At 70.3% G+C, this 21,423-nt stretch carries 22 protein-coding genes; 7 read left to right on the top strand and 15 right to left on the bottom strand.

The window, feature by feature from the left end:
* Positions 1–96: 96 nt before the first annotated feature.
* Complete coding sequence (gene fbaA / locus ACTMTJ_RS11490; RefSeq protein ID WP_441216135.1) at positions 97–1,122, bottom strand: class II fructose-bisphosphate aldolase; 1,026 nt, start codon at positions 1,120–1,122, stop codon at positions 97–99.
* 105 nt (positions 1,123–1,227) lie between these two features.
* The gene (locus tag ACTMTJ_RS11485; RefSeq protein ID WP_441216134.1) at positions 1,228–1,614 is read right to left on the bottom strand and encodes a phage holin family protein; all 387 of its coding nucleotides are present in this window, start codon (positions 1,612–1,614) and stop codon (positions 1,228–1,230) included.
* Between the two features lie 106 nt (positions 1,615–1,720).
* Here ACTMTJ_RS11485 and ACTMTJ_RS11480 point away from each other — a divergent pair, with 106 nt between their 5' ends.
* Together ACTMTJ_RS11480 and ACTMTJ_RS11475 are read left to right on the top strand one after the other, a co-directional pair.
* Positions 1,721–1,930 carry a hypothetical protein gene (locus ACTMTJ_RS11480; RefSeq protein WP_441216133.1) on the top strand — a complete coding sequence of 70 codons (210 nt, stop codon included), beginning with the start codon at positions 1,721–1,723 and terminating at the stop codon, positions 1,928–1,930.
* Between the two features lie 52 nt (positions 1,931–1,982).
* Positions 1,983–2,744, top strand: a complete 762-nt coding sequence (locus ACTMTJ_RS11475; RefSeq protein WP_441216132.1) for a DedA family protein — start codon at positions 1,983–1,985, stop codon at positions 2,742–2,744.
* Between the two features lie 132 nt (positions 2,745–2,876).
* Here the strand turns inward: ACTMTJ_RS11475 and ACTMTJ_RS11470 are convergent, their stop codons facing one another.
* The 8 genes from ACTMTJ_RS11470 to ACTMTJ_RS11435 all read right to left on the bottom strand — a co-directional run bounded on the left by ACTMTJ_RS11470 (position 2,877) and on the right by ACTMTJ_RS11435 (position 9,871).
* Complete coding sequence (locus ACTMTJ_RS11470) at positions 2,877–3,254, bottom strand: ArsR/SmtB family transcription factor (RefSeq protein WP_173040617.1); 378 nt, start codon at positions 3,252–3,254, stop codon at positions 2,877–2,879.
* Between the two features lie 64 nt (positions 3,255–3,318).
* Positions 3,319–3,852 carry an orotate phosphoribosyltransferase gene (pyrE, locus tag ACTMTJ_RS11465; protein ID WP_441216131.1) on the bottom strand — a complete coding sequence of 178 codons (534 nt, stop codon included), beginning with the start codon at positions 3,850–3,852 and terminating at the stop codon, positions 3,319–3,321.
* Between the two features lie 60 nt (positions 3,853–3,912).
* Complete coding sequence (locus ACTMTJ_RS11460; protein WP_441216130.1) at positions 3,913–4,701, bottom strand: SDR family NAD(P)-dependent oxidoreductase; 789 nt, start codon at positions 4,699–4,701, stop codon at positions 3,913–3,915.
* Positions 4,677–5,354, bottom strand: coding sequence for a hypothetical protein (locus ACTMTJ_RS11455; protein ID WP_441216129.1), 678 nt, complete (start codon positions 5,352–5,354; stop codon positions 4,677–4,679). Before ACTMTJ_RS11455 ends, ACTMTJ_RS11460 begins: the two co-directional genes overlap by 25 nt.
* A gap of 30 nt (positions 5,355–5,384) precedes the next feature.
* On the bottom strand, positions 5,385–6,158 hold the full coding sequence (locus ACTMTJ_RS11450) for a hypothetical protein (protein ID WP_441216128.1): 774 nt from the start codon (positions 6,156–6,158) through the stop codon (positions 5,385–5,387).
* A gap of 82 nt (positions 6,159–6,240) precedes the next feature.
* A complete protein-coding gene (locus tag ACTMTJ_RS11445; protein ID WP_441216127.1) occupies positions 6,241–6,600 on the bottom strand; it encodes a hypothetical protein in 360 nt (119 codons plus the stop codon).
* Between the two features lie 29 nt (positions 6,601–6,629).
* The gene (gene clpB / locus ACTMTJ_RS11440; RefSeq protein ID WP_441216126.1) at positions 6,630–9,233 is read right to left on the bottom strand and encodes an ATP-dependent chaperone ClpB; all 2,604 of its coding nucleotides are present in this window, start codon (positions 9,231–9,233) and stop codon (positions 6,630–6,632) included.
* Positions 9,234–9,301: 68 nt separating this feature from the next.
* Entirely contained in the window at positions 9,302–9,871 is a 570-nt protein-coding gene (locus ACTMTJ_RS11435) for a DUF1707 SHOCT-like domain-containing protein (protein WP_441216125.1), read from the bottom strand.
* Positions 9,872–9,894: 23 nt separating this feature from the next.
* On the opposite strand from ACTMTJ_RS11435, the gene ACTMTJ_RS11430 reads away from it, so the two are divergent.
* The 3 genes from ACTMTJ_RS11430 (at position 9,895) to ACTMTJ_RS11420 (ending at position 12,183) form a co-directional block, all read left to right on the top strand.
* Positions 9,895–10,395, top strand: a complete 501-nt coding sequence (locus ACTMTJ_RS11430) for a cation:proton antiporter regulatory subunit (RefSeq protein WP_441216124.1) — start codon at positions 9,895–9,897, stop codon at positions 10,393–10,395.
* A gap of 4 nt (positions 10,396–10,399) precedes the next feature.
* Entirely contained in the window at positions 10,400–11,608 is a 1,209-nt protein-coding gene (locus ACTMTJ_RS11425; protein ID WP_441216123.1) for a cation:proton antiporter, read from the top strand.
* 143 nt (positions 11,609–11,751) lie between these two features.
* The gene (locus tag ACTMTJ_RS11420; protein ID WP_173057268.1) at positions 11,752–12,183 is read left to right on the top strand and encodes a hypothetical protein; all 432 of its coding nucleotides are present in this window, start codon (positions 11,752–11,754) and stop codon (positions 12,181–12,183) included.
* Positions 12,184–12,270: 87 nt separating this feature from the next.
* On the opposite strand, the gene ACTMTJ_RS11415 is transcribed toward ACTMTJ_RS11420, so the two are convergent.
* From ACTMTJ_RS11415 to dnaK, 5 genes are all read right to left on the bottom strand, one after another.
* Positions 12,271–12,471, bottom strand: a complete 201-nt coding sequence (locus tag ACTMTJ_RS11415; RefSeq protein ID WP_441216122.1) for an antitoxin — start codon at positions 12,469–12,471, stop codon at positions 12,271–12,273.
* 96 nt (positions 12,472–12,567) lie between these two features.
* Entirely contained in the window at positions 12,568–13,002 is a 435-nt protein-coding gene (locus tag ACTMTJ_RS11410) for a heat shock protein transcriptional repressor HspR (protein WP_441216331.1), read from the bottom strand.
* Positions 13,003–13,021: 19 nt separating this feature from the next.
* The gene (gene dnaJ / locus ACTMTJ_RS11405; RefSeq protein ID WP_441216121.1) at positions 13,022–14,197 is read right to left on the bottom strand and encodes a molecular chaperone DnaJ; all 1,176 of its coding nucleotides are present in this window, start codon (positions 14,195–14,197) and stop codon (positions 13,022–13,024) included.
* 79 nt (positions 14,198–14,276) lie between these two features.
* Entirely contained in the window at positions 14,277–14,990 is a 714-nt protein-coding gene (gene grpE, locus ACTMTJ_RS11400; protein ID WP_441216120.1) for a nucleotide exchange factor GrpE, read from the bottom strand.
* Positions 14,987–16,882 (bottom strand): molecular chaperone DnaK, encoded by a 1,896-nt coding sequence (gene dnaK / locus ACTMTJ_RS11395; RefSeq protein WP_441216119.1) that lies wholly within the window; start codon positions 16,880–16,882, stop codon positions 14,987–14,989. The genes grpE and dnaK overlap by 4 nt, the downstream gene beginning before the upstream one ends.
* Before the next feature lie 427 nt (positions 16,883–17,309).
* Between dnaK and ACTMTJ_RS11390 the strand changes: the two genes are divergently transcribed.
* Together ACTMTJ_RS11390 and ACTMTJ_RS11385 are read left to right on the top strand one after the other, a co-directional pair.
* Positions 17,310–19,769, top strand: a complete 2,460-nt coding sequence (locus tag ACTMTJ_RS11390; protein WP_441216118.1) for an ABC transporter — start codon at positions 17,310–17,312, stop codon at positions 19,767–19,769.
* Positions 19,766–21,421, top strand: a complete 1,656-nt coding sequence (locus ACTMTJ_RS11385; RefSeq protein ID WP_441216117.1) for a GTPase — start codon at positions 19,766–19,768, stop codon at positions 21,419–21,421. Before ACTMTJ_RS11390 ends, ACTMTJ_RS11385 begins: the two co-directional genes overlap by 4 nt.
* The last annotated feature ends 2 nt before the right edge of the window (positions 21,422–21,423 follow it).

Raw genomic sequence — 21,423 nt, 5'->3', positions numbered from 1 at the left:
CATTATCGGGCGATCATACCGAAAAGCCGCCCATGACCACGGAACGGCGCGCGGCCGGCCCTCAACGAGGGACCGGCCGCGGATGCCGTGGTTCGTTTACTTGGAGAGCGTGGTGCCGGTCGAGCGCAGGTGCTCGCAGGCCTCGACCACGCGCTTGCCCATGCCCTCTTCGGCCGCCTTGCCCCAGGCGCGCGGGTCGTACGACTTCTTGTCGCCGACCTCGCCGTCGATCTTGAGCACACCGTCGTACTTGCTGAACATGTGCGCGGCCACCGGGCGGGTGAACGCGTACTGGGTGTCGGTGTCGATGTTCATCTTCACCACGCCGTAGTCCAGCGCGGAGCGGATCTCCGACAGCAGCGAGCCCGAGCCGCCGTGGAAGACCAGGTCGAGCGGCTTCTCCTTGCCGTACTTGGCGCCGATCGCGTCCTGGATCTCCTTGAGGATCTCCGGGCGCAGCTTGACGTTGCCGGGCTTGTAGACGCCGTGCACGTTGCCGAAGGTGAGGGCGGCGATGTAGCGGCCCTTCTCCCCCAGGCCGAGGGCGGCGACCGTGGCCATGCCGTCTTCGACGGTCGTGTACAGCTTTTCGTCGATCGCGCCGACGATGCCGTCCTCTTCCCCGCCGACCACGCCGACCTCGATCTCCAGCACCACGTGCGCGGCGGCCGCCTCGGCCAGCAACTCCTCGGCGATCTGGAGGTTTTCGTCGAGTGGCACGGCCGAGCCGTCCCACATGTGCGACTGGAACAGCGGAGCCTCGCCGCGCGCGACCCGGTCCTTCGAGATCGCGAGCAGCGGCCGGACGAAGCCGTCGAGCTTGTTCTTCGGGCAGTGGTCGGTGTGCAGGGCGATGTTGACCGGGTAGTTCTTCGCCACCTCGGCGGCGTACGCCGCGAACGCGACCGAGCCGGTGACCATGTCCTTCACAGTGGGGCCGGACAGGTACTCGGCGCCACCGGTGGAGACCTGCACGATGCCGTCGCTCTCCGCCTCCGCGAACCCGCGCAGCGCCGCGTTGAGCGTCTGCGACGACGTCACGTTGATCGCGGGGTACGCGAACGCGCCAGCCTTGGCGCGGTCGAGCATCTCGGCGTAGACCTCAGGGGAAGCGATAGGCATGTCGAACGCTCCTATGTATGCGGGCTTGAGTGCGCCGGACCGCGCTGTCCTCCGCGGGAAGTATCGCGCAGGTCAGCGAGGGCCAGGCCACCGCCCCAGGGAGCGTTACGCCTTGCCTTCCCACCGGTCAGGGATCACGAGGCTGATCAGCCAGCTCACCACGGCCATCACGATCGCGCCCCAGAAGGCGGGCCAGAAGCCGTCGATGTGGAACGGCAGGTCGGCCTGATCGGCGATCCAGTCGGTGAGCAGGAAGAGCAGGGCGTTGACGACGAGTGCGAACAATCCCAACGTAAGGATGTAGAACAGGCACCCGACGACATGGATAATCGGCTTGAGTACGGCGTTCACCAGGCCAAATATCAGCGCGACGATGATCAGCGTCAGCGCGTTACGACCGCTGGAACTACCGGTCACGTCGATGTCGGGCACCACCAGCGTCGTGATCCACAACGCTACGGCGTTAATCGCCCATCGGACCAGAAAACCCACCGTCCCATCCTGACACCGCAGCACCCGGGCGGGGGCCGGTTTCCTCGCCTTGATCCCTGGGCACCCTGCCCCGGGTACCCCCGGGAAGAGCGGAAGGAGGCCACCCATGGCCAACCCCGACGAGGACTTCGCGCTGGGAGATCACCTCGCGCCGGAGGAGCGTGACCCGGAAGCGCCGCAGGAAGACGCGGTGGAGCAGGCGACGGCCCTCGACCCGGCCGACCGCGAGCCCGAGGTGCACCGCGGTCTCGAGGTGGACGAGTGGGACGCGCTCGAGCAGGCCCGGGTCGTCGACCTGGACGACGAGTACCGGTAAGTCGGCCTTCAGCGACCACACAGCTTTACCTGGCCGGGCCCCGGTAGCCTATGTGCCCGTGGACACAGCCGAGAAGACCCGCGCGCTCACCGAGCAGCTCGCCGTCAACCCGCTGGACCCCAAGGAGCTACTCCAGACGTTCGGTCTGGTGGGCGTATGGGTGATCCTTTTTGCCGAGACCGGATTGTTGCTCGGCTTCTTCCTCCCCGGTGACTCGCTGCTCTTCCTCGCCGGCGTGGGCGCCTCGCCGGTCGCCGACGCGATGTTCGGCGACGGCACCCGGATATCGCTGATGGGCCTGCTGATCGGCGCGCCGATCTGCGCGATCACGGGGGCGCAGTTGGGCCACTTCCTCGGCGCGCGCTACGGCCGCAGGATGTTCGAGCGGCCGGACTCGCGGCTCTTCAAGCGGGAGTACGTGGAGAAGGCCGAGTACTACTTCGAGAAGTTCGGCCCGGCCAAGGCCGTGGTGCTGGCCCGCTTCATCCCGATCGTCCGTACGTTTCTCAACCCGGTGGCGGGCGTGCTCGGCATGCCGGCCAAGACCTTCTTCTTGTGGAACGTCGTGGGCGGCATCATCTGGACCGACGGGATCATCCTCGGCGGTTACTTCCTGGCGGACAGCATCTATGACGCGGTCGGCGACCACATCGACCGCTACATCCTGCCGGTGGTGGCCCTCATCGTGTTGATCTCGGTGTTGCCGATCTTTATCGAGATCATCCGCGACCGGCGGGCCCGCCGTCGCGCAGCGGCCATCGCCGCCGAAGACCCTGCGACGCCTGCCGCTCAGGGCCGGCACTCTCAGGTTTGATCAAAACTCTGGCGACTACCGCCCGTGATGGGCGAAATCTTGCCAGGGAGCCTTCATGAGGCATGAGGAAATCGCCCGGTGTCACCGAGAATGGTGACGCGCTCCAGTGACGCCGGGCGATTCCGCGCTAACTCAGCGAGCCTTCTTGGTGGCGCGCTTACGCGGCGGAGTCAACAGGTCCGCGATCGTAGCGATCGCGGTCGGCACCAGCCTGTAGTAAGCCCACACACCGCGCTTCTCCCGCTCCAGCAAGCCGGCTTCGGTGAGGATTCGCAGGTGGTGGCTTACCGTCGGCTGCGAGAGGCCGAGCGGTGCGGTGAGGTCGCATACACACGCCTCACCCTCCGGTGCGGACTGGATGAGGCTCAAGAGCCGCAACCGGGCCGGATCGGCGAGTGCTTTGAGGACCCCAGCGAGACGCTCGGCATCAGCGCGCTCGATCGGCTCGCCGCCAAGCGGCGAGATCTGGGGCATGGTCGTTTCAGCCAACGCAGTTCCCACGTACTCCATCCTTCCACCTACACCATCGATCCGCCTGCATATCAGCAGGTCCGAATCGACAAACTTGTTAGGCCTAAAGGCCGAGGTCGCCCAACGTGTAGGCAGCGCGATACGGGAGTCCCACGTCCCGAACCGCCTCACCCGCACCTCGATCAACGATAACCGCTACACCCACAACCTCGGCTCCGGCCTGTTTCAGCGCCTCGACCGCGGTCAGCACGCTGCTGCCCGTCGTCGAGGTGTCCTCAACCGCCACCACCCGGCGGCCAGCTACATCGGGACCTTCGATCCGGCGCTGCAACCCGTGCGTCTTCTCCGCCTTGCGCACCACGAACGCGTCGAGCTGCCGACCCCTCGCCGCGGCCGCGTGCAGCATCGCGGCGGCCACCGGATCCGCACCCAGCGTCAGCCCGCCGACGGCGTCGAAATCCCAGTCGGCGGTGAGGTCGAGCATCACCCGACCCACGAGCGGGGCGGCCTCGTGGTGCAAGGTCACTCGGCGTAGATCGACATACCAGTCGGCCTCGCGACCTGAGGACAGCACGACACGGCCCCGGACGATGGCCAGTGCAGTGATGGATTTACGCAGGTCGTCATGGTCCCCCATGGCGCACAAGGGTACTTGCCGTATGCCCGGTTCGTACCGTCGACCCGGTCACATCACCGATTACTGTTCGTCGCGACCGGTGCGTCCCCGCGTGTCGCGCGCGACAGTCTGAAGCAAACCGCGCGGCAGATGGCGCATCCCGAAGACCGTCACCTTGTATTTCCAGTCGGGCACGCTGACGACCTTGCCGCGGCGCAGGTCACGCAGGCCGTCCGCCACGACGCGGTCGACCTGGAGCCACATCCACTCTGGAGTCTTGGACATGTCGATGCCGGCCCGCTCGTGAAACTCGGTGTGCGTGTAACCAGGGCAAAGTGCCATCACACGAACGCCGTGCCGGCGCACCGAATGGGCGACGGATTCACTGAAGTTGGTGACCCACGCCTTGCTCGCCGAGTAGGTGGAGCCGGGCATCACGGCGGCGAAGCCGGCGACCGAGGAGACATTTATCACGTCACCCCGGCCCCGCTCGATCATGCTCGGAAGAGCAGCGAGGGCGAGGCGCATGACCGCGTGCACGTTGACCCGCAGCAGCCGCGTCTCGGCCTCCACCGTTGACTTCACGAACGACTTGTTGAGGCTGAGCCCGGCGTTGTTGACCAGCATCTCGACGCCCTCGGCGAGCCGCTTCTCCACCACAGCGCAGCCGTCGTCAGTGGACAGATCGGCCGGGAGTGGGGTGACCGTGACGTCGTGCCGGCTCGACAGCTCGCCGGCCAGGCTGGCCAGCCGCTGCTCGTCGCGGGCCACTAGCACCAGGTCGTAGCCCTCGGTCGCGAGCCGGCGGGCGAACGCCGCCCCGAACCCGCTGCTGGCACCCGTGATCAGGGCCGTTCGGGAGGCTGCCAATCGGAGTTCCTCACCTCGGGGAGCGGGGGCGGGGTGACGGGGAGGGGCGGTGCCGTGGTCGGGGGTGTGGGCGCCACCGGCTCCACCTGGCGGCGGAAGTACGGGTGCGAGGCGGGCAGCGCCAGCAGCAGAGCTACTACAAGGTAACCCAACGCCTGGCCGGCGGAAACCACGCCGTTGAGGCCGATCCACCAACCCGGATACGCGTCGGTAAGCGCCTGCGTGAGGTCTTCGGTGCGGCTGTCCGTGGAGACGTTCCACGTGAGTGCGCTCTGGCTGACGACCGCGAGGAGGCCGCAGCAGCCGCAGAAGAGGCCGAGCCCGCTCACGATCCACGTGGCGATGCGGGCGCCGTTGCGGCCCCGGAGGTTGCCTACGCCGAGCGCGATCAGCAGGCCACCGAAGAGGACCGCGAGGACCGCGCCGGCTATCACCGTGCCCCAGGCCAGCCCGGCGAGGCCGTCGATGTCGGAGTCGCTCGCGCCGGTGGCCTGCGCCGCTTCGCGGAAGCGGTCGACCACACCCCCGATAGCGGCCAGGCCGACGACCGCGTTCACCAGGCCGGCGGCTCCCATGAAGATCATGATTGCCGCCGCGGCGGTGACGGTCGCCGGCCGTGGCCGGGTCGGCTCGATGATCGAGGCGTCGGTCATGCAGTTAGAACTACAGGACCGGCAGCTTGATCACTGACTGGGGGGTGAATTCGGGTCGTCCTTCTTGTCCTGCGCCGGCGGCTCCGCCGCGGGCGGCGCGGCCGGTGGTGCACCCTCCGACGGGGCGGGCGGAGTGCCAGGTGCCGGCGGCGCACCAGGTGCCGGCGGTGCGCCGGGAGCGGGCGCCGCCGTGGCCGGCGGATAGGCGGGGTATGCCGCACCCGGGACCGGAGGCTCCCAGGCCGGCGCCGGCTTGCGGAAGAACTCGTTCGACGCCGGGAGCGCCAGCAGGATCAGCGCCACAAGCAGCGCGAGCAGGCTGATCACCGCGATGGTGATGGAGGTCGGCGTGTACCAGCTCGGCAGCGCGTCGTCGAGCCGCCGCTGGATCTCCGCCGCGTCCGGCACGTCGTTGTCGCCGGAGTCGATGTTCATCGAGTTGCTAAACGCCGTGCCGGCGAGCGAGACGCCGGAGCAGCAGAGCGAAATGCCACCCAGCACCCAGGTGACGATCCGGGACGCGTTCTTGCCCCGGTTATTGAAGGTCGCCAGCACCACGAACGCGATGGCGAAGAGCACACCGACGACCGCCACGATGACCGAAACGACGGTCACGAACGCCTCAGCGCCCTCGGCCGACGTGCCTTCGTACGCTTCGCGGTACACGTCGGACGTCGTGCCGATCACCGACAGGCCGATGATCACCCCGATCAGCCCGAGCGCGGCGTACAGGTAGAGCATGTAGCTGGAGATGGTGACGCTCCCCGGACGCGCGGGCGCGGCCGGGCTCGTGGGATCCGCCACGACGCTCCTTCCCTAGATCACGGTCAGTACGTATGCATACCCTGCCAGTTCACCGCCGCAAACGGCGCCCCGCCGGGCGTCCTCATGCGACGGTCAACTGGCCGGTGGCGTACTGCCCCAGCGTCGTGCGATCCATGATGCAGCCATGGAAGGTCGTAAACTCCGCGGCCTCGTGGCTGAGTGAGCCCCACGCGGCACGGGCCGCCTCGGGATCGAAGGTCGCCAGCAGCGTCGCCGCGTACGCCTTGCCGGCCGGCGAGCCGTTTGCCAGCAGCCAGGCGATGTGCGGGCGGGCATCGTCGGCGCCCTCGGGCAACGTGGCCTCGACCGTGCGGTAGGCCTCGGTGACCGGCAGGATGCGCGCGGCCAGCCCCACGCCGGCGAACGCGACGACCTCCGCGCTCGCCAGCTCCCGCACCGCTGCGGCGATAGAAGCGGTCATACCCGATTCTTACCCACCGTGACCTGCGCTTATGCCGAACTTCGCGCAGCCGATACCGACAGCCCTTCCTTGGAGTCGGCCAGGTCGACCCGCACCGTGTCGCCATCGCGGATCTCACCGGCCAGCAGCGCCTTGGCGAGCCGGTCGCCGATCGCCGACTGCACCAGCCGGCGCAGCGGGCGAGCGCCGTAGATCGGGTCGTACCCGTGCTCGGCCAGCCACGTCCGCGCGGCGTCCGAGACGTCGACGGTCAGTCGCCGGTCGGCCAGCCGCTTGCCCAGGCGTTCGAGCTGGATGTCCACGATGGACGTCAGCTCCCGCCCGGTCAGCGAGTGGAAGACCACGATGTCGTCGAGCCGGTTGAGGAACTCGGGCTTGAAGTGCGAGCGCACCACCGCCAGCACCGCCTCGCGCCGCTCGTCTTCCGACAGGGTCGGGTCGGCGATCACCGACGAGCCAAGGTTGGCGGTGAGCACGAGGATCGCGTTGCGGAAGTCGACCGTGCGCCCCTGGCCGTCGGTGAGCCGGCCGTCGTCGAGCACCTGGAGCAGCACGTCGAAGACGTCCGGGTGGGCCTTCTCCACCTCGTCGAGCAGCACCACCGAGTACGGCCGGCGGCGCACCGACTCGGTCAGCTGGCCACCCTCCTCGTATCCGACGTAGCCGGGCGGGGCGCCCACGAGCCGGGCCACGGAGTGCTTCTCCCCGTACTCACTCATGTCGATGCGGACCATGGCCCGCTCGTCGTCGAAGAGGAACCCGGCGAGCGCCTTGGCCAGCTCGGTCTTGCCCACGCCGGTGGGACCGAGGAAGAGGAACGAGCCGGTGGGGCGGTCCGGGTCGGCCACGCCCGCGCGGGCCCGGCGCACGGCGTCGGAGACCGCGGCGACCGCCTCGGCCTGGCCGATCACCCGGGAGCCCAACGACTCCTCCATGCGCAGCAGCTTGGCGGTCTCGCCCTCCATCAGGCGGCCGGCCGGGATGCCGGTCCAGGAGGCCACCACCGCGGCGATGTCGTCCGCGCCGACCTCCTCCTTGAGCATCGCGCCGTCGGCCTGGAGCACGGCCAGCTCCGCCTCGGCGCGGGCCAGCTCGCCCTGTAGCTGAGGGATCCGGCCGTATCGGAGCTCGGCCGCCCGCTCCAGCTCGCTGTCGCGCTCCGCCCGGTCGGCCTCGCCGGTGAGCCGCTCCAGCTCCTCCTTCGCGGTGGAGATCTTGGTGATGTGCTCCTTCTCCAGGCGCCACCGCTCGGAGAGGGCGGTGAGCTGCTCGCGCTTGTCGGCCAGCTCTCGCCGCAGCCGCTCGAGCCGGTGGGCCGAGGCCTCGTCCGGTTCCTTGGCCAGCGCCATCTCCTCGATCTCCAGGCGGCGAACGGCCCGCTCGATCTCGTCGACCTCCACCGGCCGCGAGTCGATCTCCATGCGCAGCCGGGAGGCGGACTCGTCGACAAGGTCGATCGCCTTGTCCGGCAGGAAGCGGTCCGTGATGTACCGGTCGGAGAGCGCGGCCGCCGCGACCAGGGCGGCGTCGGTGATGCGCACGCCGTGGTGCACCTCGTAGCGCTCCTTCAGGCCGCGCAGGATGCCGATCGTGTCTTCGATCGTCGGCTCGCCCACGAACACCGGCTGGAAGCGCCGCTCCAGCGCCGGGTCCTTCTCGATGTTCTCCCGGTACTCGTCCAGCGTGGTGGCGCCGACCATGCGGAGCTCTCCACGCGCGAGCATCGGCTTGAGCATGTTGCCGGCGTCCATGGAGCCCTCGCCCTTGCCGGCGCCGACGACCGTGTGCAGCTCGTCGATGAACGTGATGACCTGGCCGTTCGAATTCTTGATCTCTTCGAGCACCGACTTGAGGCGCTCCTCGAACTGCCCTCGGTACTGCGCGCCGGCCACCATCGCGCCGAGGTCGAGCGAGATCAGCCGCTTGTCGCGCAGCGACTCGGGCACGTCGCCGGCCACGATCCGCTGGGCCAGACCCTCGACGATGGCGGTCTTGCCGACGCCGGGCTCGCCGATCAGCACGGGGTTGTTCTTGGTACGCCGGGAGAGCACCTGGATCACCCGGCGGATCTCCGAGTCGCGCCCGATGACCGGGTCGACCTTGCCGTCGCGGGCGCGCGTGGTCAGGTCGACGCCGTACTTCTCCAGCGCCTGGTAGGTCTGCTCGGGGTCGGCGGTGGTGACCCGGCGGTCGCCACCCCGCACGCTCGGAAACGCGGCCACAAGGTTGTCTTCGGTCGCGCCGGCCGCCTTGAGCGTCTCGGCCACGGCGCCACCCACCCGGGCGAGGCCGGCGAGCAGGTGCTCGGTCGAGGTGTACTCGTCGCCGAGCGGGCGGGCGATCTGCTCGGCCGCGCCGATCGCGTTGACGAACTCGCGGGACAGGCTCGGCTCGGCGACGCTCGACCCGCGCGCGCTGGGCAGCTGCTCGACGGCGCGCGCGGCGGCCCGGCGGATGTCGGCCGGGTTGGCGCCGACCGCGCGCAGCAGGCCACCCGCGGTGGACCCGCCGGTGTCGAGGAGCGACAGCAGCAGGTGCCACGGCTCGACGGTGGCGTGCCCGCGCTGGTTGGCGATGGCGACCGCGCCGGTGATCACCTCGCGGCTCTTGGTGGTCAAACGTTCGGCGTTCAAGCTGACTCCCCAGAGTTGAGCGTGGACCGCTCAACTTTAGCGCGCCATCGCACCGATGGCTCGTCAGCTCACCAACGCCAGCGCCAGAACTGGTACTGGTGGCGAACCACCAGGTCACCCATCCGCTGCCGGCCGGTGACCACGAAGTGCGCGCCGCCGCCCTGCTCGCCGATCTGGTGGCGGACCTTGAGGCTGCCGGCCATCGTGTGCACGTCGGACGCGTCGACCGAGGCGCCCGGCGGCATCACGAGCACCGTCGTGCCGGCCAGCACCTCGAGGTGGATCTCCACGATCGGATGCGTGATCAGTGCCTCGGTGAAGTCGAGCTTTACGCTGCCCGCCGAGTTGCGCACGATGATCCGCCGCGGCACGGTCCACCTGCCGGTGCGCTTGAGGTCGGACGCCATCGACTTCAGCTCGATGACCTCGCGGACCGGCGGCACCACCTGGGGCAGGTCGGCCACATACGGCTCGACCTCGCCGAATGTGCGTGCGGCCAGCACCCCGGCCACCCGCTCCTCGAACTCGGCCAGCGTGATCCGGCCCTCCCCGACGGCGGCGTTGAGATGCTGCACGACCCGCTCCCGGTCGGCATCGGACATGCGTAGCTCGCGACGCTGAGGGGATAGCTCGCTCACAGCAGAAAGGTACCGTGTTCGGGGTGCGAGTACGGGTGGAGCAGACCGCGCTGCCGGGCATCGGCGTGCGACACGACCTGGTGACCGAGTCCGGCCGGCGCGTGGGCGTCGTGACCCACCGCTCGGGGCGGCGCGACCTCGTCCTGTACGACGAAGACGACCCCGACTCGTGCCTCGCCTCGATCCCGCTCAACGACGACGAGGCGGAGGCGCTGGCCGACGTGCTCGGCGCGTCGCTCATGCTCGGCCAGCTCGCCGGGCTGCGCCAGCAGGCCGCCGGACTGCTCACCGAGCAGATCTCGATCCCGGCCGGCTCGCGCTTCGTCGGCCGGCTCCTGGGCGAGACCAAGGCCCGCACCCGCACCAGCGCCTCGATCGTGGCTGTGCTGCGCGACGGCCAGGTGATCGCCTCCCCCGGGCCGGAGTTCGTCTTCCAGGCGGGCGACGTGGTCGTGGTGGTCGGCACCCGCGAGGGTCTCGACGGCGTCGGCCGGATCCTCGCCGACGGCGATCCGGACAGCTGAGCGGATGCACGACACCACGGTTCTGCTCATCGAGCTCGGCGCCATCCTCTTCGTTCTCGGCCTCCTCGGCCGGCTCAGCCGGCGGATCGGGCTCTCGCCCATCCCGCTCTACCTGCTCGCCGGCCTCGCCTTCGGCCACGGCGGCGTGCTGCCGCTCTCGGCCAGCGAGGAGTTCATCGCGGTCGGCGCCGAGATCGGCGTGATCCTGCTGCTGGTGATGCTCGGCCTGGAGTACACCGCGCGCGAGCTGATCGGCAACCTGCGTACCAACGCCCGCGCCGGCATGCTGGACGGGCTACTCAACGCGCTGCCCGGCCTGGCGTTCGGCCTGCTGCTGGGCTGGGGGTGGGTGGCCGCGCTGGTGCTGGCCGGCATCACCTGGGTCTCCTCGTCCGGCGTGATCGCCAAGGTGCTCGCCGACCTGGGCCGGCTGGGTAACCGGGAGACCCCGGTCATGCTCTCGATCCTGGTGATCGAAGACCTGGCGATGGCGCTCTACCTGCCCCTGCTCACGGCCGTGCTGGCCGGCACCGGCTTCATCGGCGGGGCCAAGGCCCTGTCGATCGCGGTCGGCACGGTCATCGTCGTGCTGCTGGTGGCGCTCCGGTTCGGCCACGCGATCTCCGCGTTCATCTCCGCCCGCGATCCGGAGGCCCTCCTGCTGGGGGTACTCGGCCTCACCCTTCTCGTCGCCGGCCTGGCGGCGGAGCTTCAGGTGTCCGCGGCCGTCGGCGCCTTCCTCGTCGGCATCGCGCTCTCCGGCCCGGTCGCCCACCACGCCACCGAGCTGCTCTCGCCGCTACGTGACCTCTTCGCCGCCGTGTTCTTCGTCTTCTTCGGACTGGCCACCTCGCCGGGAGACATGCCGCCGGTGTTGCTGCCCGCGCTCGGCCTCGCCGTCGTCACCATGGGCACGAAGATCATCACCGGATACGTGGCCGCGAAGCGCGTGGGCATCGCCCTGCCGGGTCGCGTCCGGGCCGGGCTGGGTCTGATGCCACGCGGCGAGTTCTCGATCGTCATCGCGGGCCTCGCGGTCGCCACGCCGGGCATCGAGCCCAAGCTCGCGCCCCTGGCCACGGCCTACGTCTTGATCACAGTGGTGAGCGGGCCGATGCTCGCCCGGCTGCCGGACTTCGCCTGGTTCAAGCGGATTATCCGGCGCAGCCGGAGCCCCATACCGCGTGCCGAGCCGTTACCGACGACGGACTGACAAGGGCCGCTTACGTAACGGGTTGGCGAATGGCGCTAACCGCCCCTTCCGTAAATAGCTCGCGACGCGTTACCGTTTCGCCGCAGAATCCTGGGGGCCGGGGCCCCGGGGCTGCGGGGGCATGCTCGCGAGGGGAGCGGCGGGTGACCTTACAGCAGTCGACATTTAGGGGCTTCGCCAACGCTGTCGATCCCACTGCGGCTGAGCTGCGCGCCTGGGCCTACCAGCCCGATTCGGTGCCGCTTCAGACGATGCCGCAAGACTGGGATCTGCTCGTGTCCGGCGACCGCCTGATCGGCACCCTTTTCGACCTCGCCATGGACCGCTCGTGCCCGGCCCGCCGCTTCGCGCTGCACTGCCTGTACATCTACGCGGCCGACGGCATCCGCACCAACTTCCGCGCCCACCCCAAGCGGCGGCTGCGCAAGCTGGTGGAGCAGGCCGAGGAGTACGGCGACGAGCTGATGGTCACCTGGGCGCACAACAGCCGCGTGCTGCTCGCCAAGCCCGACCTCTTCGACTACCACGACTGGTGCGAGGGCGGCCTCGTACGGCAGTCCCGCCGCTTGGCCTGATTTCCACCCGATCCTGACAAAAGAGACGGGCGGGGACCCCCCGTGGATCCCCGCCCGCGCGCTGTCGCCATTTCGCGCCGACAAAACTCAGCGGTTCGAGTCGTCGTCCATCTTGTCGATGTAGTCAGACGCGGCGTCCTGACCCTTGTCGACGTGACTGGCGTACTTGCCGCCGGTCATGTCGTCGACCTTGTCGCCGGCCTTCTCTACGCCCTGCTTGGCCCGGTCGCCACCGATCTTGTCGATGGCCTGGTCAGCCTTGTCCTTAAAAGAATCGGCGATCCCCATTGACCCCTCCTCAATTTTGCCTTTGGCCCGGAATGTGCCGTCCAAGCCAAAGGTCAGGTTAGTCGACGGGGACCGCCTGCGCTGCGGAAACGCTGATCAGGAGGAGCGGCGTGGCCGCCACACGACCAGCGCGTTGGAGGTGCGGGTGGTCGGGACGAGATCACCCCGGCGGGGGTACGCACCGGCCTCGTACTCGGCGAGCCGCTGGTAGGCCTCACCCAGCGCGGCCTCGAGCTCGCTCACCCGCTCCTGGAGCTCGGCGACGAGCTGCTCGAGCCCGATGATCCGCTTGATGCCGGCGAGGTTGACGCCGTCTTCCTGGCTCAGCCGCTGCACCTCGCGCAGCAGCGCCACGTCACGGGCGCTGTATCGCCGCCCGCCGCCGGTCGCTCGGCCGGGCTGCACGAGCCCCAGCCGGTCGTACTGGCGGAGGGTCTGTGGGTGCATCCCCGCCAGCCGTGCCGCGACGGAGATGATCAACACCTTCGCGTCGGAGGCGGCTTCGACGGTAATCGAGAACTCCTCTTCCACCACGGCTCACCTCCTCTGGTCAACCATATCGACGCACTCGCGCGTCCAACTGTTCCCGCGAGGCGGGTGGGATCTCCCCGGCCAGCGTCTCCAGTGCGTCGCGGGCCTTGTCGGTCAGGTCCGTCGGTACCTCGATCTCGACCGTGACCAGCAGGTCGCCGACCTTGCCGTCCCGCCGGGCCACGCCCTTGCCGCGGGCCCGGAGCGTGCGCCCGCTAGGTGTGCCCGGCGGCACCCGCAGCGTCACCGCGCCGTCCATCGTCGGCACCCGCAGGTCGGTGCCGAGCAGCGCCTCCGGGATCGTGATCGGCACGGTGAGGGTCAGGTCGTCGCCATTGCGGCCGAACAGGTCGTCACGGCGGACCTTGACCAGCACGTACAGGTCGCCGGAAGGGCCGCCCCGCTCACCCGGCTCGCCCCGGCCGCCCAGCCGGATGCGCTGGCCGTCGGCCACGCCGGCCGGGAAGCGGACGTTGATCGTGCGGGTCTTGGTCACTCCACCGGTGCCGTGGCACTCCGGGCACTTTTCGTCGACGATCGAGCCGACGCCCTGGCACTCGCGGCACGGCTCGGAGAAGCTGAACGACCCTTGGTTGCGTGTCGTCAGGCCGGAACCCATGCAGACCGGGCAGGTGCGCGGCTGGGTGCCCGGCTTGGCGCCGTTGCCGTGGCAGGTGTCGCAGACGCCCGGCGAGCGGAGCGAGAGGGGCAGCGTGATGCCGCGTACGGCGTCGCCGAAGTCGAGCACGACCTCGGCCTCGACGTCGCGCCCGCGCACCGGCCCGCGGGTGCGGGTGGCGCCGCCGCCACCACCCGAGAAGATCGTGCTGAAGAGGTCGGAGAACCCGGCACCGCCGAACCTGCGGTCACCGCCACCGCCACCCGCGCCCGGAAACCCGCCGAAGAGGTCGGACGGGTCGAACCCGCCGCCGCGCGCGTTGCGCCGGAACTGGCCCGAGCCGAACAGCGCGCGCATCTCGTCGTACTCCTTGCGCTTGCGCTCGTCGGAGAGCACGGAGTACGCCTCGGACACCGCCTTGAAGCGGTCTTCGGAGTTGGTGTTGCCGGGGTTGTGGTCGGGGTGCAGCTCGCGGGCGAGCTTGCGGTACGCCTTCTTGATGTCGTCGGAGGAGGCGGACTTGGGCACCCCCAGGACGGCGTAAAAGTCCTTCTCCAGCCAGTCCTTTGAACTCACTAGCTCCTCCGTCTTTGCTGCTGATCAGGGAGTCGGCGGGCGGGCTGCCGACGCCAACTCCCTGATCAACTGAGGGGTGTTATTCGGGGTCGGCTACCGCTACCAGTGCCGCCCGCAGGAGGCGGTCGCCCAGCAGGTAGCCGCGGCGCATGACCTCGACGCAGGTGGGTTCGGTGACCTCGGACGAGGTGCGGTGCGCGACCGCCTCGTGCCGGGTCGGGTCGAAGGGGTCGCCCTTTTCGCCGAACGCGGTCAGCCCGAACTTGCCCAGCGCCGCGACAAGCTGCTCGGCCACCGCGGCGAAGGGACCCACGAGGTCGCCGTGCTCGCGGGCCCGGTCGAGGTCGTCGAGCACCGGCAGGAGCGCGCTGATCACCAGCCCGGTGGCCTGCTCCGCCTGTACGCCCCGGTCGCGGTCGACCCGCTTGCGGTAGTTGGCGTACTCGGCGGTGACCCGCTGGAGGTCGCGCGTGCGCTCCTCCAGCTCGGAGCGCAGCGCCTCCAGCTCGGCGCCCAGCGGCGGGGCCGACTCGGCCTTTTCCTCCGGCGCGGGCTCATCCACAGTGGACGTTTCCTCGTCGGGCTCGGGTGCGGCGTGGCTGGGCTTGCGCTCCTTCTTGGCCGGGCCGTCCGGCGTGGCACTGTCCTTTGTGGCCTCGACTGGCGCCGCGTCGGTCTGGTCCGGCTCGGCGGTCTCGGCTTCCTTCGTCTTGCCGCCGGACGGATCTATCTTCCGCTTGTCACGGATGACGACCCGCTCGGCGGCCTGGCCATCGTCTCGTGCTGAGCTCACTTCTTGTCGTCCTCGTCCACAATCTCGGCGTCGACAACGTCATCCTGCTTGGCGCCACCGGCACCGGCACCGGCGGCACCAGCCGCACCCGCACCGGCGTTGGCGTCACCCGGCTCGCCCGGGGCGGCCTGCTCGGCCTGCTGGGCGTAGAGGAGTGAGCCGGCCTGCTGGGAGACCGTGGCCAGCTTTTCGTGCGCAGACTTGATCTTTTCGATGTCGCTGCCGCCCAGCGCGCTGCGCAGGTCGCCGAGCGCCTCGTTGATCTGGTCCTTGGACTCGGCCGGCAGCTTGTCGCCGCTCTCCGCGATGAACTTCTCCGTCTGCCACTGGAGCTGCTCGGCGAGGTTGCGGGTCTCCGCCTCTTCGCGGCGCCGCTTGTCGTCGTCGGCGTGCTCCTGAGCGTCGCGCATCATCCGGTCGATGTCGTCCTTCGGCAGCGCCGAGCCCCCGGTGATCGTCATCGACTGCTCCTTGCCGGTGCCCAGGTCCTTGGCGTTGACGTGGACGATGCCGTTGGCGTCGATGTCGAAGGTGACCTCGATCTGCGGCACTCCCCGCGGCGCCGGCGGCAGGCCGGTCAGCTCGAACGTGCCGAGCTTCTTGTTGTACGCCGCGATCTCGCGCTCGCCCTGGAACACCTGGATCAGCACCGAGGGCTGGTTGTCGTCAGCCGTGGTGAAGACCTCGGAGCGCTTGGTCGGGATCGTGGTGTTGCGCTCGATGAGCTTGGTGAAGATGCCGCCCTTGGTCTCGATGCCCAGGCTCAGCGGCGTCACGTCGAGCAGCAGGACGTCCTTGACCTCGCCCTTGAGCACGCCGGCCTGGAGCGCGGCACCGACGGCCACGACCTCGTCCGGGTTGACGCCCTTGTTGGCCTCCCGGCCGGTGAGCTGCTTGACCAGGTCTGAGACCGCCGGCATACGGGTCGAGCCGCCGACCAGGATCACGTGGTCGACGTCGGCCAGCTTGACACCGGCGTCCTTGATCGCCTGCTCGAACGGGCCCTTGCAGCGGTCGAGCAGATCCTGCGTCATCCGCTGGAACTCGGCCCGGGTCAGCGTCACGTCGAGGTGCAGCGGCGCGGACGGGCTGCCGTCGGAACCGGCCGGGCCGGCCGTGATGTACGGCAGGTTGATGCTCGTCGTGGTGGCCGCGGACAGCTCGATCTTGGCCTTCTCGGCGGCCTCCTTGAGCCGCTGCATGGCCATCTTGTCCTGCGACAGGTCGACGCCGTGCTGGCCGCGGAACGTCTTGACCAGGTGGTCGATGATCCGCTCGTCCCAGTCGTCGCCACCGAGGTGGTTGTCACCGCTGGTGGACTTCACCTCGATGACGCCCTCGCCGAGCTCGAGCAGCGACACGTCGAACGTGCCACCGCCGAGGTCGAAGACCAGGACGGTCTGCTCCTTGGTGCCCTTGTCCAGCCCGTACGCCAGCGCGGCCGCGGTCGGCTCGTTGACGATCCGGAGGACGTTGAAGCCCGCGATCTCGCCGGCCTCCTTGGTGGCGGTGCGCTGCGCGTCGTTGAAGTACGCCGGCACCGTGATCACCGCGTCGGTGATCCGCTCGCCGAGGTAGGACTCGGCGTCGCGCTTGAGCTTCATCAGCACCCGCGCGGAGATCTCCTGCGGGGTGTACTTTTTACCGTCGATGTCGATGCTCCAGTTGGAGCCCATCTCCCGCTTGACCGAACGGATGGTCCGGTCGGGGTTGGTCACCGCCTGGCGCTTGGCGACCTCACCAACGAGCACCTCACCGTTACGGGCGAACGCGACGATCGACGGCGTGGTGCGCGATCCCTCGGCGTTCGCGATGACGGTGGGCTCGCCACCCTCGAGCACGCTTACGACGGAGTTCGTAGTGCCGAGGTCGATGCCGACCGCACGTGCCATGTTCGCTTCCCTCGCTTCTGACGTGAGTCTTTGTGTCAAGTTGAGTGGACCGGACTCAATAGTGCCACGGGCTTCGTCAGCGTCAAGTCAAAGGTTGAGTCCGACACGCGCAACGTTGCCCACACGTAGATCCTGATGAATCGAGCGCGCGACCCGGGCCCTCCCGAAACGGGCAAAGGCGAGCGGAAGCGGCACGGTTCCTGTTGTCTGCGATGCGTGGATCGGGCAGTCTTTACCCGTGACGTCGCACGGTGACATGCCGGCGGGCAGATCTGGCACGCCTACCGTGACTCCCGAGGAGCCGCCGGCCAGTCCGGAGCCGGGGCCTGACCAGGGCACCGGCACCGAGTCTGACGCTGAGCGCGAGACGTCCGCAGCCGCACAGGACAAAGACCCGAAAACCACAAAAAAGAGCACAGACCCGACGGTGAACGAGGCGGAGCCACCCGCCGAGGACGAGCCGACCGCCGAGGACGAGCCGACCGCCGAGCCCCCGGCCGACGAGGAGCCCTCTAAGGAGGCGGCCGCCGAAGCAACACCGGCGGCCGAGGCGAGAGCGACCGATCCGCCCGAGTCGTCCAAAGCGCCCGACTCACCCGAGCCGCCCCCGAAGCCGGCAGCGGCTGACGCGACCGAGACCCCCGCGAAGGCGCCGGAGGGTGCCGAGGCCGAAGCGCCCGGCGAAACTGGCTCCGCCGCCGAGACCGCCGTGGTCGGCAAGACCGACGCGCCGATCGAAGCGCCCGTGGGAGCGGCCGAAGCCGCCGGGCCTGGCGTGCCCGCTCCGGCGGCTGAGATGGCCGACGCGGCGGAGATGGCCCCGGCTGAGGCCGCGGCAGAGCCGGACAGCGCCAAGGCGGACGCCACCCCGACCGAGCCCATCACCAACGAGCCTGGCGCCTCCGAGCCCGGCGCCAGCGAGCCCGGCGCCAGCGAGCCCGGCGCCAGCGAGCCCGGCGCCAGCGACGCCGTCCCGGCGGAGGTGGAGGCCGAGGCGGAGGCGGCACCCGCACCCGCGGCGGTCGCGGCCAAGACGCAGCCGACGTTCGAGCCCGCCCTGCGGGTCCAGCCGGTCGTCCCTGCCGACGACCCGGCGCCGCCCCTGCTCGCCGCGCCCGCCGACGGAGACGACGACACCGAAAACGACGACGACACTGGCGCGGAGATCGCCTCGGCGCTCCGCCGGCTGCGGTCCGCGATCGCCGGCTCGGCCTATCCGCTGGTCCTGCCGTCCGCCGAAGACGCCCGCCGGGTCAGCGCGGCCCTCCTCGGGCAGCTCGACGACTACCTGCTCCCCCGCCTGGCCCGGCTCGACGCGCCGCTGCTCGTCGTGGTCGGCGGCTCCACCGGCGCGGGCAAGTCCACATTGGTCAACAGCTTCGTGCGGGCGCCCGTCAGCCCGGCCGGCGTGCTGCGACCGACCACGCGCACGCCCGTACTCGTCTGCAATCCCGCCGATACCCAGTGGTTTCGCCGCGGCGACCTGCTGCCGGGGCTGACCCGCACGGCCGAGGCGACCGCCGACCCGCACTCGCTGCAAATCGTCGCGGCGCCCGCGCTGGCGCCCGGGCTGGCCTTTCTCGACGCGCCCGACATCGACTCCGTCGTGGACGAAAACCGGGCCCTCGCCGCGCAGCTGTTGGCTGCCGCTGACTTCTGGCTCTTCGTCACGACCGCGGCCCGGTACGCCGACGCGGTCCCGTGGGAGCTGTTGCAGACCGCGCGCTACCGGGGCACGGTGACCGCCCTGGTGCTCGACCGGGTGCCGTCCGAGGCCACCGACGAGGTCACCGCCCACCTGCTGGAGATGCTCTCCATCCACGGCCTCGACACCGCGCCGCTCTTCGTGCTCCCGGAGACCGAAGTGGACCGCCAAGGGCTGCTGCCCGAGGGGGTGACCGCTCCGCTGCGCGAGTGGTTCCAGCGGATCGCGACCGACGCGGCCACCCGCGCTGCCGTGGTGCGGCAGACGCTCGACGGCGCGCTCGCCGCGCTGGTACCCGCGGTGGAAGGGCTGGCGTCCGCGGCGGACGAGCAGGTGACCACGGCGGACGCGCTCGACGAACGGGTGCGGACCGCGTACCGGGCCAGCCGCCGCACGGTCTCCCAGGGCGTGCAGGACGGGCGGCTGCTGCGCGGCGAGGTGCTCGCCCGGTGGCAGGAGTTCGTCGGCACCGGCGAGCTGCTGCGCACCCTGGAGGCGCGGGTGGGGCGGCTGCGCGACCGGATCGTCGCGGCGTTCACCGGCCGCCCCCAGCCGGGCCGCGAGCTGAAGTCGGCGATCGAGGCCAACCTCGTCACGCTGATCCGCGGCGCGGCGGCCGACGCGGCCGACACGGCCTATACGAGCTGGCAGGCCCACCCGGCCGGCGCCGCTCTCCTTGAGCCCTCACTGGGCCGGCCCAGCCCCGACCTGGCCGAGCGGGCCGAGCGGCTGGTCCGCGACTGGCAGCGCGGCGTGCTGGAGCTGATCCGCAAGGAGGCGGGGCACAAGCGCGCGACCGCCCGGGGAGCGGCCTACGCGGTCAACGCCACCGGGCTGCTCGTCATGATCGGGGTGTTCGCCTCGACGGCGTTCATCCCCACGGGCGCGGAGGTGGCGGTGGCCGGCGGCACCACGGTCGCGGCGCAGAAGGTACTCGAAGCGATCTTTGGTGATCAGGCGATCCGCAGGCTGGCGGCGAAGGCCCGCGACGACCTGATCGCCCGCACCAACGCCCTGCTGGACGCGGAGGCCGGGCGGTACGCCGACCGCCTCATCGCGGCCGGCATCAGCGCCGACCCGGGCAAGGACCTGCGCGACGCGGCCGCCCTGGTGGAGTACATGCGGGCGAAGGCGGAGCTGACCAGCGGCACCGGCCTGACCCTCCCGGGGGTGGATAGGTGAGCCTTCTGAGTAGGTTGCGCGGCGAGGAGCGGATCGACGCCGACCGGCTCGCCGGGCGGGTGGAGGCGATCGACAGGTTCGTCCGCGTGGTCGCCGGCCACCTGCCGGAGCAGCGGCTGATCGCGGCACACACCGTTGTCGAGCGGGCCGGTGCACGCCTCGCGCTCTCCCGCGACCACACCGTCGTCGCGCTCGCCGGCGCGACCGGCAGCGGCAAGTCCAGCCTCTTCAACGCGCTCGCCCGCCTCGACCTGTCGCCCGTGGGCGTGCGGCGGCCGACGACCGGCATGGCCCACGCCTGTGTGTGGGGCAACCTACAGGGCGCCAACCGGCTGCTCGACTGGGTCGGTGTGCTGCCCCGGCACCGGTTCATCCGGGAGAGCGCGCTCGACGGCGACGACGAGGCGGCGCTGCGCGGCCTGGTGCTGCTCGACCTGCCCGACTTCGACTCGGTGGAGCGCTCGCACCGGCTGGAGGTCGACCGCCTCCTCGGCCTTGTCGACCTTGTCGTGTGGGTGGTCGACCCGCAAAAGTACGCCGACCGGGTGGTGCACACGCGCTACCTGCGGGAGTTTCGCAACCACAAGGACGTCACGGTCGTGGTGCTCAACCAGGCCGACCGGCTCCCCCAGGACGAGGTGGAGCGGGTCCTCGACGACCTGCGCAAGCTGCTCGACGCCGACGAGCTCGACGGCGTGCCGCTGCTGGCCACCACCGCACTGCACCAGCGGGCCATCACCGAGCTGCGCGGCCTGCTCGAACACACCGTCGCCGAGCGCCAGGCGTCCCTGCGGCGCCTCTCCGGCGACGTCGACACCGTGGTCGACCAGCTGTCCGATGTGGTCGGAGCGGCGGTCGCCGAGGACGAGATCGACCGCAACACCGTGCGCGGGCTGACCGACGCGCTCGCCGTTACGGCGGGCGTGCCGGCGGTGGCCGAGGCGACCGAGCGGGCATACCAGCACCGGGCCGCACGGGCCACCGGTTGGCCGATCGTGCGCGGCTGGCGGCGGCTGCGGGCCGACCCGCTGCGCCGGCTGCATCTGCCCGAGGGGCCGGTCGAGCCGGGCACCCCGATCGGCGCCACCTCGGTCCCGGATCCGGACGCCGCCCAGCGCGCCGCGGTCGGCCTCGCGGTGCGCGCGGTCGCCGACCGGGCCGCCACGCCGCTGCCCGCGCCCTGGTCCGCCGCGGTCAACACGGCCGCCCGCTCGCGCCTGCACGACGTACCCGACGCGCTCGACAAGGCGGTGGCCAGCACCAATATCCACATGGACCACAGCCCCACCTGGTGGCGGGCGGTCGGTGGGTTGCAGTGGCTTGTCACGCTCGCCGCGTTGGCCGGGCTGCTCTGGCTGGTCGTCGGGTACGCCCTGCGGGTGCTCGGCCTGCCACCGCTCGACTATCCCGAGGTCGGCGTAGTGCCGCTGCCCACCGTCATGCTGCTCGGCGGCCTGCTGTTCGGGCTCCTGCTCAGCCTGCTCGTGCGCCCGCTGATCCGGCAGGCGTCCCGGCGGGCGCGGCGGCGTGCGGAAAACCGGCTCCGCGCGGCCGTCACCGAGGTGGCCCGCGAGCACATCGTGGCGCCGGTGCGCACGGTCCTGCACTCGTACGCGGAGGCCCGGCAGGCGCTCGACTCCGCCCGCTCGTGACG

It is taken from the genome of Phytohabitans sp. LJ34 (assembly GCF_052068095.1).
Taxonomy (GTDB): Bacteria; Actinomycetota; Actinomycetes; order Mycobacteriales; family Micromonosporaceae; genus Phytohabitans.
This window is presented reverse-complemented; position numbering and strand designations above follow the sequence as displayed.